Raw genomic sequence first — 16,582 nt, 5'->3', positions numbered from 1 at the left:
AGCTCGCGGGTACGACGACGAGCGGGACCTCCTGCGCGGACGGCGAGGACGGGGCGCTGAGGCGGGCGGGGCGAGGCGGTCAGCCGCCGGTGCGGGTCTGCGGCGGGCCGCCCTGGAAGCCTGCGGGAGGGCCGCCCTGGAGGACGACCGGGCCGCGCTGGTCGTCGCCGAGGCCCGACAGGCCCGTCGAGGTGCTGCCCGACGAGCCCTCGACCGGCTGGTCGAGGTCCGCGAGGACGACCTCGTCACCCGCCGACAGGCCCGAGACGATCTCGGTGCGCTCCGCGCCCACGGCGCCGACCTCGACCTCGACCGTGCTCGGGGTGTCGCCGTCGAGGACCTGGACCGTCGTCGCGCCGTCGGCCGTCCGGACCGCGGAGGTCGGGACGGTCAGCACGTCGTCGACGCCCGCGACCTGCACGACGACCTGCGCCGACGCACCGTCGAACAGGCGCTCCTGCGTCGCGTCGAGCGCGATCTCGACCGTGTAGGACGGCTCCGACGTCGACGACACGTCGAGGACCCCGACGCTGCTCACGGTCCCCGTGAGCGCCGCCTGGGTGCTGGGCGTCGTCACCGTGGCAGCCTGGCCGACGGCGACGAGGTCGATGTCCGAGAGGCCGACGGTGGTCGTCGCCGTGTGGCCGTCGCCGCCGAGCACCGTGACGACCGCGGTCGTCGACGACGCCCCGACCGCGTCGCCGGGCGCCAGCGCGACCCCCGCGACCGTACCGGCGATCGGGCTGGTCAGCGTGCCGAACGGCAGTGCCGCCCGGGCGATCGCGACCTCCGCCTGCGCGGCGGCGACCGCCGCCTGGTCCGCGAGGATCGTCGCCGCCGACGCGGCACCGCCGGTCGAGCCGTCGCTCGCGGACGTGCGGTCGGACGACGCGCTCGAGGCGCTCGGGGCCGTCGTCGTGCTGCTGGACGGGGACGGGGTCGTGCTCGACGAGCCGGAGCCCGAGGTGTCGGCGCCCGTCGTCCCGCTGCCGGTCGCGCCGGTGCCCGGGGTGTTCGTGCCGTCCGTCGACGACCGGGCCGCCGCGACGGCCTGCTGGAGGGCGACGACCGCCTGGTCGAGCGTCGTCGCGAGCACCGTGAGGGCCTGCTGCGCGGCGTCGGTGGCCTGCTGCGCGTCGAGCGTGCCGCCGATCGCGTCGCGGCAGGCGGCGAGGGCGTCCGTCAGGGCGGCGTCGACGTCCGGGCCGTCGGCGCCGTCGGTCTCGTCCGGGCCGTCGGTGTCGGCGGCGTCTGCTGCGTCGGTCGTCGCGCCGGTGCCGGTGACGTCGCCCCCGGTGCCCGTCGCGTCGCCCGTCGACGAGGCCGCCCCACCCGTACCCGACGGGACGCCGGACGCGGGGTCGCCGTCCGTCGGCTCGGGGCTCGGCTCGTCGTCGGCGACGAGGTCGAGGAACGCCGTGCACGCCGCCTCGGACGCCTCGACGCTCGTGCTGCTGGCGGCGAGGGCGTCGTGCGCGGCGGTGGCCTGTGCGAGGAGGTCCTGCTGGGCCTTCCGGACGTCGGCGACGGCCGCCTGCACCGCGGCGTCGTCGGACGCGTCGGGACCGCCTCCGGGGCCGGTCGTGCCGGGGTCGGTCGACCCGGCGTCCCCGGTCGAGCCGGTCGAGCCGGTCGAGCCGGTCGCGCCGGTCGAGCCGGTCGAGCCGGTCGCGCCGGTCGAGCCGGTCGAGCCGGTCGAGCCGGTCGACGGCGTCGACCCGCCGGGCGGCGTCGAGCCCGTCGACGTGGAGCCCGTGGACGACGGCGAGCCCGTGGACGTCGACGCGCTCGACGTCTGCGACGCCAGGTCCGTGTCGAGCTGGTCCTGCGCGTCGGCGAGCGCCGCCTCGGCGTCGTCGACCGCCTCCTGCAGCGCGGCAGGGTCGAGCGTCGCGAGCGTCTGGCCGGCGGTGACCTGCTGCCCGACGGCGACGTCGACGGTCGCGACCGTGCCCGCGACGGAGAACGACGCGTCGCGCCGCGTGGCCGACGCGACGGAGCCGACGGCGTCGACGGACTGCTCGACGGACGCGGTCTCGGCCGTCGCGGTCCGGTACCGCCCGGTGCCGTCGCCGCCCAGCGCGAGGGCCACGCCTCCGCCGACGCCGCAGAGCACGACGGCTCCGGCGGTGGCCAGCGCGACGGTGCGACGGCGGGCACGGCGACGGGCCGAACGTGCGAGCGACGGGCGCGGCGCGGCACCGGCACCGGGCACGACGGCGGCACCCGGGACGGCGGCGTCGTCAGCGGGCCGGGTGGCGTCACGCATCGCTGCCCTCCTCGTCCTGGGCGGGCCCGCCCGGCATGCCGCCGGGGCCGCCGCGCATCACCGTGCCGCCGAGGGCCGACGTGCAGCCGCCGTCGGTCGGGTCGCTGACCTGCACGGACGTCGCCGCGACCTTGCCGCTGTCGTCGGCCTCGCCACGGACCGCGGCGCAGCGACCGACCGTGAGCGCGGACGCGTCGGCGTCCACGGTCCGGGTGTACGTCGTGGCGTCGGAGACGACGACCTGCCGGTCGACGGGCTCGTCGGACGAGGCGTCGTCGTCGGACGCCCCCGGCCCGGTCGTGACGGAGACCGTCAGCGTCGCGCCGGAGACGGCCGTGACCTGCCCGCCCACGACGCCGCCGAACGCGCGCGTCGTCGGGGCCCCCGAGGGCAGGTCGGTCGGCGCGCCGTCGGGGCGCTCGCCGTCGCCGCCCCGCGGGGCTCCGGACGGGAGGCCGGTCGGCAGGCCCGTGGGTGCGCCGTCGGGCGTGCCGCCGCCGCGACCGCCCGGTCCCCCGAACCCGCCGACGCCGGAGCACGTGCCGTCGTCGGCGGCCGCGCCGATCGTGACGGTCGTGGCGTCCAGCGGCGCGTCCGAGGTGCCGTTCGAGGTGTCGTCCGAGGTCGCGGTGTCGTCGGTCGGGGTCGCGACCGCGACGACGCACGACCCGACGGTCACGTCGGCGAGCGTGCCGGCGACGGTCTGCGTGAAGGTGGTCGTGCCGGACCAGGTGACGGCGGTCTGCTCGTCGGTGGCCCGGACCTGCATGAGCGCGGTGTCGACGGAGACGATCTCGCCGACCACGCGGCCGGGGTCGTCGACGCGCTGGGTCTGCGGTCCACCACCACCGCCACCGGCGGGTGACACGGACGGGTCGGCGCCCGCGTCACCCGCCGCACCGGAGCACGCGGCGAGGAGGAGGACGAGGCCGACGGCGGGCAGCGCGAGCGCGGTCCGGCGACGGGCCGTCGCGGGGCGGTCGAGCGGAGCGGACCGGCCCTGACGGGGTCGGTCGCCGTGGTCGAGCGGGGTGCGGGTCATGGTGAGGGCTCCTTCGGCGGCGCGGACGGTGGGCCGGGCGGCGTGCCGGGTCGGGGGTGTGACGGACGGTCGGCGTGGTCGGCGGGTCCGGCCGGGTCCACGGGGCCGGCCGGGTCCACGGGGTCGGCGGGGCACGCTCACTCCGCACGCAGCGCGTCGATGGGGGCGAGCCGCGCGGCGCGCGTCGCGGGGTAGACGCCGAACACGAGCCCGATGGCGAGCGCGACGACGATCGACCCGGCGACGGCGGCACCGGACACGACGACGGACGTGTCGAGCAGCCCGGGCAGGACCCGCGCGCCGACGATGCCGAGCACGGCACCGAGCACGCCGCCGCCGAGCCCGAGGACCCCGGCCTCGACGAGGAACTGCCGTCGGATCGCCCACGGCGGCGCACCGAGTGCCTTGCGGAGCCCGATCTCGCGGGTCCGTTCGGTGACGGACACGAGCATGATGTTCATGACCCCGATGCCGCCGACCAGCAGCGACAGCGCGGCGATGCCCGTGAGCAGGACGGTCAGCGTCCGGTAGACGGCGGTCGCGGTGGACACGAGCGCGTCCTGGCTGTTGATCGTGAAGTCGGCGGAGTCGGCGTCGGTGATCCCGTGCAGCGCGAGCAGCGTCTGCTGGGCCTCCTGGTAGGCGGCCCCGAGCGCGTCGGAGGACTCCGCCTGCAGGTAGATCGTCGAGACGGCGTTGCGGTCGGTGCCGCCGAACAGGGTGTCGGCCGCGGTCGACATCGGCACGACGGCGACGTCGTCGAGGTCGCTGTCACCGCTCGCGCCGGCCGCCGCCAGGACCCCGACGACCTGCAGATCCGTCCCGTCCACGGTCACGGTCTGCCCGACGACGCGCGTCGTGCCGAACAGCTCGGTCGCGGTCTCGGGACCGAGCACGACGACGGCCGCGCCGGACTCCCCGTCCGCGGCGGTGAAGAACTCGCCCGACGCGACCTCACGGCCGCGCACGTCGAGCCACGACGTCGTCGTGCCGACGACCTGCGTGGTCCAGTTGGTGTCACCGGCCTCGACCGACGCGCCCGACGACTTCTCCGCGGCGACACCCGCGACGTCCGGCGCGTTCACGTCGGACGCGAGCGCCTCGGCGTCGGCCCGGGTCAGGGTCGTGCCGGTGCCGAACCCGCCGCGCATGCCCGAGGAGTCGGTCGACGACCCCGGCCGGACGATGAGCAGGTTGCTGCCCAGCGCGCTGATCTGGTCGGACACGTCCTTCTGGGTGCCGAGCCCGAGGCCGACGGTGAGGATCACGGCGGCGATCCCGATGAGGATGCCGAGGACCGTCAGGGTCGACCGCATGGCGTGCGTGCGGATCGCGGACCAGCCGGTGCGCAGGGTCTCGGTCCAGGTCACCGCCCACCTCCGGCGTCGGTGCGGACCAGCCCGTCGAGCACGCGCACGACCCGTCCGGCGCGCTGCGCGACCTCCTCCTCGTGCGTGATGAGGACGATCGTGCGGCCCTGCGCGTGCAGCTCGTCGAGCAGCGCGAGCACGTCGCGCGTCGAGGCGGAGTCGAGGTTCCCCGTGGGCTCGTCGGCGAGCAGCAGGTCGGGCTCGCCGACGAGCGCACGCGCGACGGCGACGCGCTGCTGCTGGCCGCCGGACAGCTCACCCGGGCGGTTGTCGAGCCGGTCGCCGAGGCCGACGCGCTGCATCGCCGCGACGGCACGGTCGCGCCGGACGGCCGCTGCGACCTGCCCGTAGACGAGCGGCAGCTCGACGTTGCGCCACGCGGACAGCGACGGCAGCAGGTGGAACTGCTGGAACACGAACCCGATGCGCCGGTTGCGGATGTCGGCGAGGTCGACCTCGTCGAGGTCGCCGACGTCCTCCCCCGCGAGCCGGTAGGTGCCCGCGGTGGCGACGTCGAGGCAGCCGAGGATGTGCATGAGCGTCGACTTGCCGGACCCGGACGGCCCCATGATCGCGACGTACTCGCCCGCGTCGATGCGCAGGTCGACGCCGCGCAGCGCCTCGAACTCGACCGTGCCGGTGCGGTAGGTCTTGCGGACGCCCGTGAGCTCGATGACCGGGGCCGGCGTGTCCGCGTCCGCGGGCCGGGGTGCGGTCAGCGTCGTGGACTCAGCCATTGCCGCCGCCCTGCATCGGGCCGCCCTGGAACGTGCCGCCGCCGGGAGCCACGCCGCCCGGGCCGCCCTGGAAGACCATGTCGCCGTCGCCGGGCACGGGGAACGACTGCTGACCGCCGCCGTCCTGCGTCGCGCGCGGCGTGAACACCGCGAGCACCACGGAGTCGCCCGAGGTCAGGCCGTCGGTGATCTCGGTGAGGGTGTCGGACGTCTCCCCGGTCGTGACCGGAGTCTCGACCTGCGTCCCGTCGGCCTCGACCTTCGTCACGACGGTCTGCCCGTCGACGGTCGACACCGCCATGCTCGGCACGGTCAGCACGTCGGTCCGACGCTCGTAGACGACGCTCACGTCCGCGGAGACCCCGTCGTGAAGCCCCTCCTGGTCGCCGGTGACGGCGATCGTCACCGGGTAGGACGGGACGCCGTCCTCGCTGGTGGACAGCAGCCCGACGGACGCGACCGTGCCGAAGACGGTGCCGTCGGCGCCGTCCACCGTGAGCTCGGCCTGGTCGCCGACCTCGACGAGCGCGACGTCCGCGTCGGAGACCCCGACCTCGACCTGCCAGGCGTCCGTCCCGACGATCGTGAACTGCGCGGTGGCCGTGGTGTCACCGCCCTGCGGGCTCGTCGCGCCGGAGTCGCCGATGCCGGTGACCGCGTCCCCGACCTCGAGGTCCACCACGGTCAGCAGCCCGGCGACCGGTGCGACGAGCGTCGCGTCCGCGAGCGCCGCCTGCGCGTCGTCGACCTGCGCCTGCGCGACCTCGACCTGCGCCTGCGCGGACGCGATCTGGGCGTCGGCCGTCGACGTGCCGTCGTCGGCGTCCTGCGCGTCGTCGAGGCGGGCCTGCGCGGTGGCGAGCGTGGCCTTCGCGGCGAGCAGGTCGGCGTCGAGGCGCAGCGTGTCGACGGTCGCGAGGGTCTGCCCGGCGGTGACGGTCTGCCCCTGCGTGACGGCGACCGACGTGACGGTCCCGCTGACCGCGAAGGACACGTCCTCCTGCACGGCCGGCGTCAGCGTGCCGGTGCCGTCGACGGTCTTCTCCATCGTCGTGAGGCTCGCGGTGACGGTGCGGGTCACGGGTTCCTCGGCGGCGGCGCTGCTCGGGTCGCGGAGCGTGAACCACCAGGTGCCGGTGGCGACCGCTCCGACGGCGAGCGCGACGACGAGGGCCCGGACCCAGCGACGGGGCCTCCTCCAGGCGCGCAGCATGCGGGTGTCCTTCGTGTGTCGGGGTGGGCGCTGGCGACGCTAGGGACGCGTCCTGGCGCGGACCTGTCGCGAGGCTGTGCACGACCTGTGCACCCGACGGCGTCGGCATCCCGTCCGGCGCCGGCGCCGGCGGGCGAGGGCCGCAGCCGGCGCCGCCAGCGGCATGGGCGGGCGCGAATCGCTTAGGCGGCCCGGCTGCCGCGCCGCCCGGTCTAGGCCGCTCCGACTAAGTTTGGTAACTTGACGAAGTCTGTCCGCGCCCGTCCGGTTCGCGACGGCCGTGGTCCCTGGAGGGTCGAGCACCGGTGCTCGGCCCGACCGTCACCTGGAGGTTCAATGACGAACCGCAGCCTGCCGCGCCCCGCGCGCGGACGGTCGGCGGCCCGCACCCTGGCCGCCACGGCCGCGGCGCTCGCCGTGACCGGGCTGTCCGCGCTCCCCGCCCAGTCAGCCCCGCCCGTACCGGCGGCCCCCGCCGACGACACCGTGAACATCGTCGACACGGGCGCGACCGCCGAGACCCGGTCCCTCTTCTCCTACCTCGACGACGTCCGCGGCGACGGCATCCTGTTCGGCCACCAGCACACGACGTCCTTCGGCCTCACGACCGGCCCGACCGACGGCACGACCTCGGACGTCATGAACGTCACCGGCGACTTCCCCGCCGTCTTCGGCTGGGACACCCTCATCATCGAGGGCAAGGAGCGGCCCGGCGTCGCGGAGAACACGCGCGACCAGAACATCGCGGTCATGGCCGACTACATCGCCAAGGCCGACGCGCTCGGCGGCATCAACACCGTGAGCGCGCACGTCGAGAACTTCGTGACCGGTGGGTCGTTCTACGACACCTCGGGCGACACGCTGCGGGCCGTCCTGCCCGGTGGCTCGCACCACGCCGACCTCGTCGCCTACCTCGACGACATCGCCGAGCTCGCGGACCAGTCGCGCGACGCGGACGGGAACCTCATCCCGATCATCTTCCGGCCATGGCACGAGAACGCGGGCTCGTGGTTCTGGTGGGGCGCCGCGTTCGGGTCGCCCGGCGAGTACCAGGAGCTCTACCGGTTCACCGTCGAGTACCTGCGCGACGTCAAGGGCGTGAGCAACTTCCTCTACGCGTGGGGGCCCGGCGGCGGGTTCGGCGGCAACCGCGACGTGTACCTGCGGACCTACCCCGGCGACCAGTTCGTCGACGTCCTCGGGCTCGACACGTACGACAACACCGCGTCCGACGCGTTCCTCACGGGCCTCGTCGCGGACCTCCGGATGATCGCCGAGATCGCCGACGAGAAGGGCAAGATCTCCGCGTTCACCGAGTTCGGCGTGACCGGCGGCGTCGGCACGAGCGGCTCGTCGCCCGCGCAGTGGTTCACGAAGGTGCTCGCGGCGATCAAGGCCGACCCCGTCGCGAGCCGCAACGCGTACATGGAGACGTGGGCCAACTTCGACGCGGGCCAGCACTTCGTGCCCGTGCCCGGCGACGCGCTGCTCGAGGACTTCCAGGCGTACGCGGCCGACCCGTTCACGCTGTTCGCGTCCGAGGTGAGCGGGGCGTTCGACCGTGCGGTCGACGCCGCGCCGGCCGAGCCGGTCGTGCACATCGCGTCGCCCGCCGACGCCGCGCGCGTCGCCACGTCACCGTCGACCGTGCGCGTGCGCGTCACGAACGCCTCGGCCACGGCGGCGAGCGTCCAGATCGCCAAGGGCGGCACGGTCGTCGACACGCTCGACCTGACGTACGACGGGTCGCTCTGGTGGAGCGCGCCGTGGTCGCCGACCGCCGCGCAGCTCGACAACAGCACGTACACGGTGTCGGCCACGGCGACGCTCGCCGGCGGCGGCACGCTCGACGCGACGAACCAGGTCGTCCTCGGCCCGAAGCCGACGTTCGCGCCCGGCGTCGTCGACGACTTCGAGGGCTACGGCGACGACACCGCGCTGCGCGCCGAGTACGTCACCTACGGCGCCAACACCATCTCGCTCGAGACCGGTTCGGTCGGGAGCGGCGCCAAGGCCCTGCGGCTCGACTACGACTTCGCGACGCAGACGTACACCGGCCTGGGCAAGCAGATCGGCGGTGACTGGTCCGACTTCAACGAGCTCGCGATCTGGGTCGACCCCGACGGGTCGAACAACAAGATGGTCCTGCAGCTCAACGCCGGCGGCGTCGCCTACGAGGCCTACCCGTCGCTCGCAGGCGACGAGCCGCAGCTCGTCACGATCCCGTTCGTCGACTGGCGGCCGGCGCCGTGGGACACCGCGCACGCCGATCGGCGGATCTCCGACGCCGACCTCAAGGCCCTGACGTCGTTCAACATCTACGTGAACAGCGTCGACGGTGGCGCCGCGTCCGGGTCGATCGTCGTCGACGACATCGCCGCCCTGCCGGGCGTCGAGCCGCCGCCGCTGTTCTCCGACGTCCCGAAGGGCCACCCGTACGAGACCGAGATCCTCTGGCTCCACGCCCAGGGCCTCGACGACGGGTACCCGGACGGCACGTTCAAGCCGACGAAGGTCGTGAAGCGCGGCGACGCGGCCCGGCTGCTCTTCGCCTACGAGAAGGCGTCGTTCACGCCGCCCGCGAAGCCGTCGTTCCTCGACGTCAAGAAGAGCAACGCCGCCTACACGGCGGTCGAGTGGCTGGTCGCCGAGGGCCTCGTCGACGACGGGCTCCTGTTCCTGCCGAACGCGCCGCTCGACCGGTCGTCGACCGCCGAGCTCCTGTGGCGGCTCGCCGGCTCCCCCGAGCCCGAGGGCACCGAGGCGTTTCGCGACGTCCCGACGTGGCACCCGTACCGGACCGCCATCACGTGGGCGACCGAGGTCGGCGTGATCGACCCCGCCTCCCCGTACACGTTCGGGGTGCTCAAGCCCGTGCAGCGGCAGGAGGTCGCCCGGTACCTCTACCGGTTCGACGCGCTCCCGTCGCCGCTGCAGCCCGTCGTGCTCTCGGACTTCGCCGACGGCGCGCAGGGCTGGGGGCCGCTCGACAACGGCCCGGGCTCGGCGACGGCGTCCGGCGGGGCCCTCGCCATCGAGGCCGCCGCACCCGACGGAGGGTGGTTCTCGTTCACCCCGTCCGCCGCCGACTGGACCGGCCGCACGTCGCTCGCGCTCGACGTCGTCTCGACGACCGGGTTCGACACCAAGGCCGCGATCCAGCTCGGCTCGTCGTGGCAGTGGTGCGAGACGGCGCAGGTCGGCTGGGTCTCCGGGCCCCGGACCGGCGACGACCCGCTCGTCGTCGACCTGACGACCCTGACCGCCGAGTGCGGTGCGCTGCTGTCCGACGTCAAACGCGTGAACCTCTACTTCAACGCAGGCACGCACGTGATCGACGACGTCGAGCTCCGCTGACGCGGGCGTGACGCACGACCGAGGGCCGGTCACCCAGCACGGGTGGCCGGCCCTCGGCGCGTCCGCCTCACGACGGGAGGAGCAGGCCGTCCGTCACCAGGCCGCGGACCGACGGGAGGACGTCCGCGGCGACCGCCTCGGCACCCACCTCCAGCAGCGCGCCCAGCGCGCCGACGATCTGGCCGACCGTGAGCTCGCCGTCGCACACCCCGACGAAGCCCGCGAGCGCCGTGCCCGCCTGGACCGTCCGGCCGAACCCGCCGCCCTGCCGCAGCAGCACGACCTGCGGGTCCACGGCGCCCGGCGTCAGGTAGCGCTCCTCGGTGACGTCGGGGGCGACGACCAGACGTGCGTCGGCCAGGTCGGCGTCGCTCCGGGCCGAGAGCCAGTCGTGGGCGTCGAGCGCCGCACCGATGACCGGCCCGAGCGGCTGCGCGACGGTCCCCGTGACCTCCTCCAGACGACGCAGCGTCCGGCCGGCACCGTCGAGCGGGCGGCGCAGCGTCACGATCCCGAACCCGACGGCCTCGACGTCGCGGCTCGCGAAGTCGTCGAGCCACGCGCCGTAGCGGGCCGCCCACGCGTCGCGGTCCCGGTCGGGCGTCGTGCCACCGTCGCGGATCCACGTCTCGGCGTACTGCGCGGGGTCCTGGAGCTCGCGCTGCACGACCCACGCGTCCAGCCCGGACGCGTGGACCCACGCGCCGATCCGCTCGTCCCACGACTCGCCGCGTCGCACCTCCCAGTTGCCCAGCAGCTGCGCGACCCCGCCGGGTTCCAGCACGTCGCCGACGCCCTCGACCAGCTCGCGCACGATCGCGTCGCCGGCCCGGCCGCCGTCGCGGTACTCGTACGCGGGGACGTCGGCGGAGCGCGGCGTGATGACGAACGGCGGGTTGCTGACCACGAGGTCGAACCGCTCCCCGGCAACGGGCTCGAGCATCGACCCCTCCCTCAGCTCGACCTGCTGCGCCACACCCGCCAGGGCCGCGTTGAACCGCGCGAACGCGAGCGCGCGCCGGGAGATGTCCGTCGCGACGACCGCGTCGGCGTGCCGCGTCGCGTGCAGCGCCTGCACCCCGCACCCGGTGCCGAGGTCGAGGACCCGCCGGCGCGGCGACCGCACCGTCACCTGCGCGAGCGTCGTCGACGCGCCGCCGACGCCGAGCACGTGGTCCGTCCGCAGCGCGGTCCCCGTCGCGAGCTCGCCGAGGTCGGACGCGACCCACCAGTCGACGTCGCCCGACCCGTCGGACGCGGCGTACGGGCGCAGGTCGACGAGCGCGCGCACGTCGTCGTCGGGGGCCGCGCCGCTCGCGTCGACCAGACCGAGCGCGTGCGCCCCGCGCGAGCCCAGCGTCGGCAGCGCCCGGTCGAGCGCGTCGCGGCGCACCCGGCAGCCGAGCAGGAACGCGCGGACGAGCGTCGCGACGGGCTCGTCGGACGCGGCCGTGGCGCGCAACGCGGGCACGGGCTCCTCGCGGTGCAGGGCGCCCGCAGCGACCGGCCCGAGCAGGTCCTCGACGGCGGCGACCGTGAACGACGCACGCCGCAGGTCGTCGCGCAGGTGGTCGAGGAGGGCGGGGTCCGGCTGCGGGACGTCGACGCTCATGCCCCGATTCTCCCCTCGCAAGCCCGCGCGGCCGCGCACCGTCGGCGGGGCGGGAGGAGCGGCGCGGGCGGCACGTGTCACCCGAACGAGCGGTCCTCCTGCGCCGTCCGAGGCGCGCCGCGACCGATCCGTCCCGGTGTGCCGGATTCTGCGCCACGATGACGCCCTGGGGCCGCCCCGTCCCGGGTCCCCCGCCCGGGACAGTCGCACGCAGAAGGTACGTCGGCAGCATGGCACTCGAACTCACGCTGGGCGCACGGCCGCGCACAGCAGACACGTCCGTCCTCGCCGTGCCGTCGTGGTCCGAGGTGACCGCGTGGGCCGACGCCGCTCCCCCGTGGCTGCCGTGGGCCGTCGCGGGCTTCTTCGCGCTGGTCACGCTCGTCGCGCTCGTCGGCCGTCGCCGCGCACGCCGCCACGACCGGTACACGACGGCCCGCTTCAAGCAGGCGTGGTCCGCGCTGAAGGACACCGAGAAGAAGCTCGAGGACGAGCGCGCGTGGGCGCAGGAGCAGGCCCGCGCCGTCGAACCGGCGCTGCAGGTCGGTCAGGCCCTCGCCGTCGAGCGGGCGCTCGCAGCCGAGCGCGCGCACGCCGCCGAGCGCGCCTTCGCGGCCGGCGAGTGGCCGCACCTCGACGACGCGGCGGTCGAGGAGCTCCTCGCGCTCGCCGACCTCGTCACGACCGACGAGGCGGCGCTCCAGCTGCGGCGCGTGCTCTCGGCGGTCGGGATCCGCGAGCTCCCCGTGCAGGCGGGCGACCCGTTCGACCCTGACCTGCACGTCGTGTGCCACGCCCGCCCCGCACCGACCCCCGAGTACCTCGGCACGGTCGCGACGGTGCACGCGTCGGGCTGGGCGACGACCACCGACGTGCTGCGCCCGGCGGACGTCGAGCTGTACGTCGACCCGCGCTGACGCGTCGACGGCGCGGACGCGACACGTCCCGCACGCGACGTCGACCCGCGCGGCTCGCACGCGCCGGCGCGTCAGGGGTCCGCGGGTCGGGGCCCGAGGTTCAGGTCCAGGTCCACGACGAGCGGCCGGTGGTCGCTCGCGCGGTGCACGAGCGCGTCGTCGCGCACGTGCGCGGCCACCACGCGCAGGCTCGCGTCGTGCAGGACGACGTCGATCCGGTGGCGCGCGTCGACGGCCGGGTACGTCGGCGGGCCGTCGGGCGCCGCGTCGAGCAGCCCGGCGAGCCCGGCCTGCGCCCCCGCGGTCCCGCCGGCACCCCCGAGTCCCCCCGCGGTCCCCGACCCGAGCAGCCGCTGCCAGGTCGGGCCGCCCGGCTGCTCGTTCAGGTCGCCGACCAGCACCAGCGGACGCTGGGCACCCACCAGGTGCGCGTCGAGCACGTCGAGGTGCCGCAGCCGTTCGGCACGGTCCAGCGAGAGGTGCACGGCCACCACGACGACGCCCCCGACGCGCGCGAGCGCGACCCCGCGCCGAACGGTGCCCGCCTGCCACGGCAGCGGGAGGGCGTGCGCGTGGGTCACGGGGAGCCCGGGGGCGGCGAGCAGCGCGGTCGTCCGCGCGCCGCGCCCGCCGACGACGACGCGCAGCCCGGCACGTCGCGCGAACCGGTGCAGCTGCCACCACCCGAGGGGGCCGCGTGGCGGCTCCTGCACGGCGAGGACGTCGGGGCGCTCGGCGCGCACGACCTCCGCCACGGCCCGCCCGTCCTGCTGCAGGCCCTTGACGTTGTAGGACATGAGTCGCAGCGTCACGGGGACCAGCGCATCACGCGTCGAGCAGCCACGCGACCTCACGGCGCAGCAGCGCGCGCCGCGACGGGGACGCGTACGACCGGACGTCGTGCCCGAGCGCGTCGTAGAGGACGCGGCCCGGACCGGCGGCGGCCCACACGACGGGGTGCGCGCGCGTCGCGCCGTCGTCGTCCGAGACGTCGGCCACCAGCAGCACGTGCGCGTCGTCCGCGACGCGGAGGTCCGCGTACCGCTCGTCGACCGCGTCGACGTCGTCGAGCCCGTCGGTCACCGGGTGCGTCGCGTCGACGACCCGGAACCGTGCCGCGCCGAGCGGCGGGTGCCACGACACGTCGTCGTCCCACCGTCCGCCGAGCGTCGCCGCCCAGCGCGGGTCGTCGCCGAACGTGTTGGCCGCCTGGTGGAGCCCGAGGACGGCGACGCCGTCGTCGACGAGCGCGGCGCGCCGGTCGTGGAACCCGCGCCACGCGTCGGCGTCCGCGGTGTCGAGCGGCCCCTGCCCGCAGTTCACGACCAGCAGGTCGGGCCGGCCGACGTCGTCGAGCGCGTCCGGGAACACGCTGCGGACGGTCACGGCGTGCCCGTCGTCGCGCAGCAGCACGGCCACCGCGTCGGACGTCGCCGCGTGGTCGTGCCACGGGTCCCCGTACCGGTCCCGCCCGACGAGCACCATCACCCGCGCCACCGCCACCTCCTGCGTCGATCGGCCCCGCGTCACCGCCGGACGGTCGAGTCTCACCCACGGCGACGACGCCCGCGCGACGCCGGACGCCGCCCACCCCCGATCGGGCAGACGGCGTCCGGGTGGTGCGGGTCGGTCAGCGCGCGAGCGCGCGCTCCGCCTCGGCCGCGACGGTCTCCTCACGGTCGACGCGCGCCGCGCGCAGCCGGGAGGCGATGACGGCACCGAACGCGATGAGCGCCGCGACGACCGCGATGGACAGGCGCGCGACGTGGTTGGCGTCGTCGCCGACGGAGATCACGACGACGGCCGGCGCGATCAGCACCGAGACGAGGTTCATGACCTTGATGAGCGGGTTGATCGCCGGGCCCGCGGTGTCCTTGAACGGGTCGCCGACGGTGTCGCCGATGACGGCGGCGGCGTGCGCGTCGGAACCCTTGCCGCCGTAGTGCCCGTCCTCGACGATCTTCTTCGCGTTGTCCCACGTGCCGCCCGCGTTCGCGAGGAACACGGCCATGAGGACGCCGGCGCCGATGGCCCCGGCGAGGAACCCGGCGAGCGGCCCGACGCCGAGGCCGAAGCCGACGGCGATGGGCGCGAACGCCGCGAGGAGGCCCGGGGTGGCGAGCTCGCGCAGCGAGTCGCGCGTGCAGATGTCGACGACCTTGCCGTACTCGGGCCGCGTCTCGCCGGTCATGATGCCGGGGAAGTCGCGGAACTGGCGGCGCACCTCGAAGACGATCGCGCCCGCGGCGCGGGTCACGGCGTCGATCGCCAGGCCGGAGAACAGGAAGACGGTCGCACCGCCGAGGATCACGCCGACGAGCGTGACCGGGCTGATGATGTCGTACGACAGCATCGCCGTGGCGATGTCGTCGCCGACCGACCCGGTGATGTCGCCCAGCGCGACCCGCACCGCGTCCGCGTAGGACCCGAACAGCGCGGTCGCGGCGAGCACGGCGGTCGCGATCGCGATGCCCTTGGTGACGGCCTTCGTGGTGTTCCCGACGGCGTCCAGGTCGGTGAGGATCTGCGCACCCTCGGGGCTGACGTCGCCGGACATCTCGGCGATGCCCTGCGCGTTGTCGCTGACCGGCCCGAACGTGTCCATCGCGACGATGACGCCGACGGTGGTGAGCAGACCGCAGCCCGCGAGCGCGATGAGGAACAGGGCGAGCGCGACGTTGCCGCCCGCGATGAGGAACACGCCGCAGATCGCGGCGGCGATGATGCCCGCCGTGTAGACCGCGGACTCGAACCCGACGCCGATGCCCGACAGGACGACGGTCGCGGCGCCGGTCAGGGTCGTCTTGGCGACGTGCAGCGTGGGCTTGCTCGTCGTGCCGGTGAAGTAACCGGTGACCCACAGGATGATCCCGGCGAGCACGACGCCGATCGCGACGGCGGCCGACGCGATGAGCCGCGGGTCTCCCGCGTGGTTCTCCAGCCCGGCCGTGCCGCCCGTGAAGTCCGCGAAGGACGACGGCAGGTAGACGAACGCCGCGACGGCCGCGAGCGCGACGCCCACGAGCGCCGAGATGTAGAAGCCGCGGTTGATCGCGGTGAGGCCGCTCTCGTTGCCGCGGACCCGCGTGATCGCGACGCCCAGCGCCGCGACGAGCGCGCCGACGGTCGTCACGACGAGGGGGAAGACGAGCCCGTGCTCGCCGAACGCCGCCTTGCCGAGGATGAGCGCGGCGACGAGCATCACGGCGTACGACTCGAACAGGTCGGCCGCCATGCCCGCGCAGTCGCCGACGTTGTCGCCCACGTTGTCCGCGATGGTCGCGGCGTTGCGCGGGTCGTCCTCGGGGATGCCCTGCTCGACCTTGCCGACGAGGTCGGCGCCGACGTCGGCCGCCTTGGTGAAGATGCCGCCGCCGACGCGCATGAACATCGCGAGCAGCGCGGCGCCGAAGCCGAAGCCCTCGAGGACGCCGGGCGCCTCGCCGCGGTACAGCAGCACGACCGCCGCGGCACCCAGCAGACCGAGGCCGACGACGCTCATCCCGACGACGCCGCCGGTGCGGAACGCGATGCGCGCCCCCTCGGCGCGACCGCCGGGCTGGGACGCGGCCGCCGCGACGCGCAGGTTCGCGCGCGTCGCGAGCCACATGCCCAGGAACCCGATCGACGCGGAGAACAGCGCGCCGACGAGGAAGAAGATGGACCGCCCCACCTTGATGCCGGCGTCTCCCGGCAGCAGGAACAGCAGGGCGCAGACGACGACCGCGAAGATGGCCAGGGTGCGGAACTGCCGGCTCAGGTACGCCGACGCCCCTTCCTGGACCGCGCGCGCGATCTCGCGCATGGAGGCCGTACCCTCACCGGCCGCGAGCACCTGACGGCGCAGCACGGCAGCGACGACCAGGGACGCGACCGCGACCGCTGCGATGACCACGACGATCGTGATGCTCGTGGAACCGAGCTCGACCATGCATCCTCCCAGGATGGTGCCCGGCACGCTCCCCCTGACCGTGCCTGTCCCGCGGCCCCGTTGCCGCCGGACCCGCAGAGTCTAGCCACGCGATGTGACCTGGGTCGCACGAGGACGTGACGCGCAGGTGGACG

11 protein-coding genes are annotated in these 16,582 nt (G+C 75.1%); 2 read left to right on the top strand and 9 right to left on the bottom strand.

Annotated features, from left to right (window positions below; genetic code table 11):
- Positions 1–79: 79 nt before the first annotated feature.
- The 5 genes from KOV94_RS02840 to KOV94_RS02820 all read right to left on the bottom strand — a co-directional run bounded on the left by KOV94_RS02840 (position 80) and on the right by KOV94_RS02820 (position 6,631).
- Positions 80–2,269 carry an efflux RND transporter periplasmic adaptor subunit gene (locus KOV94_RS02840; protein WP_218051160.1) on the bottom strand — a complete coding sequence of 730 codons (2,190 nt, stop codon included), beginning with the start codon at positions 2,267–2,269 and terminating at the stop codon, positions 80–82.
- A complete protein-coding gene (locus KOV94_RS02835; RefSeq protein WP_218051159.1) occupies positions 2,262–3,311 on the bottom strand; it encodes a hypothetical protein in 1,050 nt (349 codons plus the stop codon). Before KOV94_RS02835 ends, KOV94_RS02840 begins: the two co-directional genes overlap by 8 nt.
- Before the next feature lie 137 nt (positions 3,312–3,448).
- Entirely contained in the window at positions 3,449–4,681 is a 1,233-nt protein-coding gene (locus tag KOV94_RS02830; protein ID WP_218051158.1) for an ABC transporter permease, read from the bottom strand.
- The gene (locus tag KOV94_RS02825) at positions 4,678–5,418 is read right to left on the bottom strand and encodes an ABC transporter ATP-binding protein (protein WP_218051157.1); all 741 of its coding nucleotides are present in this window, start codon (positions 5,416–5,418) and stop codon (positions 4,678–4,680) included. Before KOV94_RS02825 ends, KOV94_RS02830 begins: the two co-directional genes overlap by 4 nt.
- Positions 5,411–6,631 carry an efflux RND transporter periplasmic adaptor subunit gene (locus KOV94_RS02820; protein WP_218051156.1) on the bottom strand — a complete coding sequence of 407 codons (1,221 nt, stop codon included), beginning with the start codon at positions 6,629–6,631 and terminating at the stop codon, positions 5,411–5,413. The genes KOV94_RS02825 and KOV94_RS02820 overlap by 8 nt, the downstream gene beginning before the upstream one ends.
- A 336-nt stretch (positions 6,632–6,967) precedes the next feature.
- Here KOV94_RS02820 and KOV94_RS02815 point away from each other — a divergent pair, with 336 nt between their 5' ends.
- Positions 6,968–9,988: a glycosyl hydrolase gene (locus KOV94_RS02815; protein ID WP_218051155.1), complete on the top strand. Its 3,021-nt coding sequence runs from the start codon at positions 6,968–6,970 to the stop codon at positions 9,986–9,988.
- A gap of 67 nt (positions 9,989–10,055) precedes the next feature.
- Here KOV94_RS02815 and KOV94_RS02810 read toward each other — a convergent pair whose 3' ends face one another.
- Positions 10,056–11,600 carry a DUF7059 domain-containing protein gene (locus KOV94_RS02810; protein WP_218051154.1) on the bottom strand — a complete coding sequence of 515 codons (1,545 nt, stop codon included), beginning with the start codon at positions 11,598–11,600 and terminating at the stop codon, positions 10,056–10,058.
- 230 nt (positions 11,601–11,830) lie between these two features.
- Here KOV94_RS02810 and grpE point away from each other — a divergent pair, with 230 nt between their 5' ends.
- Positions 11,831–12,517: a nucleotide exchange factor GrpE gene (grpE, locus tag KOV94_RS02805; RefSeq protein ID WP_124341106.1), complete on the top strand. Its 687-nt coding sequence runs from the start codon at positions 11,831–11,833 to the stop codon at positions 12,515–12,517.
- A gap of 71 nt (positions 12,518–12,588) precedes the next feature.
- Here the strand turns inward: grpE and KOV94_RS02800 are convergent, their stop codons facing one another.
- From KOV94_RS02800 to KOV94_RS02790, 3 genes are all read right to left on the bottom strand, one after another.
- The gene (locus KOV94_RS02800; protein ID WP_124341105.1) at positions 12,589–13,329 is read right to left on the bottom strand and encodes an endonuclease/exonuclease/phosphatase family protein; all 741 of its coding nucleotides are present in this window, start codon (positions 13,327–13,329) and stop codon (positions 12,589–12,591) included.
- Between the two features lie 13 nt (positions 13,330–13,342).
- The gene (locus tag KOV94_RS02795) at positions 13,343–14,047 is read right to left on the bottom strand and encodes a ThuA domain-containing protein (RefSeq protein WP_308160331.1); all 705 of its coding nucleotides are present in this window, start codon (positions 14,045–14,047) and stop codon (positions 13,343–13,345) included.
- 100 nt (positions 14,048–14,147) lie between these two features.
- Positions 14,148–16,448, bottom strand: a complete 2,301-nt coding sequence (locus KOV94_RS02790) for a sodium-translocating pyrophosphatase (RefSeq protein ID WP_124341104.1) — start codon at positions 16,446–16,448, stop codon at positions 14,148–14,150.
- Positions 16,449–16,582 lie beyond the last annotated feature (134 nt).

It is taken from the genome of Cellulomonas algicola (assembly GCF_019024305.1).
GTDB lineage: Bacteria > Actinomycetota > Actinomycetes > Actinomycetales > Cellulomonadaceae > Cellulomonas > Cellulomonas algicola.
Note: the sequence above shows the minus strand (reverse complement) of the source record. Positions and strands in the feature narration are given on the sequence as shown.

Excerpts from the sequence above, each read along its gene's own strand:
- KOV94_RS02840 (WP_218051160.1), bottom strand. The coding sequence starts at position 2,269 with ATGCGTGACGCCACCCGGCCCGCTGACGACGCCGCCGTCCCGGGTGCC.
- KOV94_RS02835 (WP_218051159.1), bottom strand. The coding sequence starts at position 3,311 with ATGACCCGCACCCCGCTCGACCACGGCGACCGACCCCGTCAGGGCCGG.
- KOV94_RS02825 (WP_218051157.1), bottom strand. The coding sequence starts at position 5,418 with ATGGCTGAGTCCACGACGCTGACCGCACCCCGGCCCGCGGACGCGGAC.
- KOV94_RS02820 (WP_218051156.1), bottom strand. The coding sequence starts at position 6,631 with ATGCTGCGCGCCTGGAGGAGGCCCCGTCGCTGGGTCCGGGCCCTCGTC.
- KOV94_RS02815 (WP_218051155.1), top strand. The coding sequence starts at position 6,968 with ATGACGAACCGCAGCCTGCCGCGCCCCGCGCGCGGACGGTCGGCGGCC.
- KOV94_RS02810 (WP_218051154.1), bottom strand. The coding sequence starts at position 11,600 with ATGAGCGTCGACGTCCCGCAGCCGGACCCCGCCCTCCTCGACCACCTG.
- grpE (WP_124341106.1), top strand. The coding sequence starts at position 11,831 with ATGGCACTCGAACTCACGCTGGGCGCACGGCCGCGCACAGCAGACACG.
- KOV94_RS02790 (WP_124341104.1), bottom strand. The coding sequence starts at position 16,448 with ATGGTCGAGCTCGGTTCCACGAGCATCACGATCGTCGTGGTCATCGCA.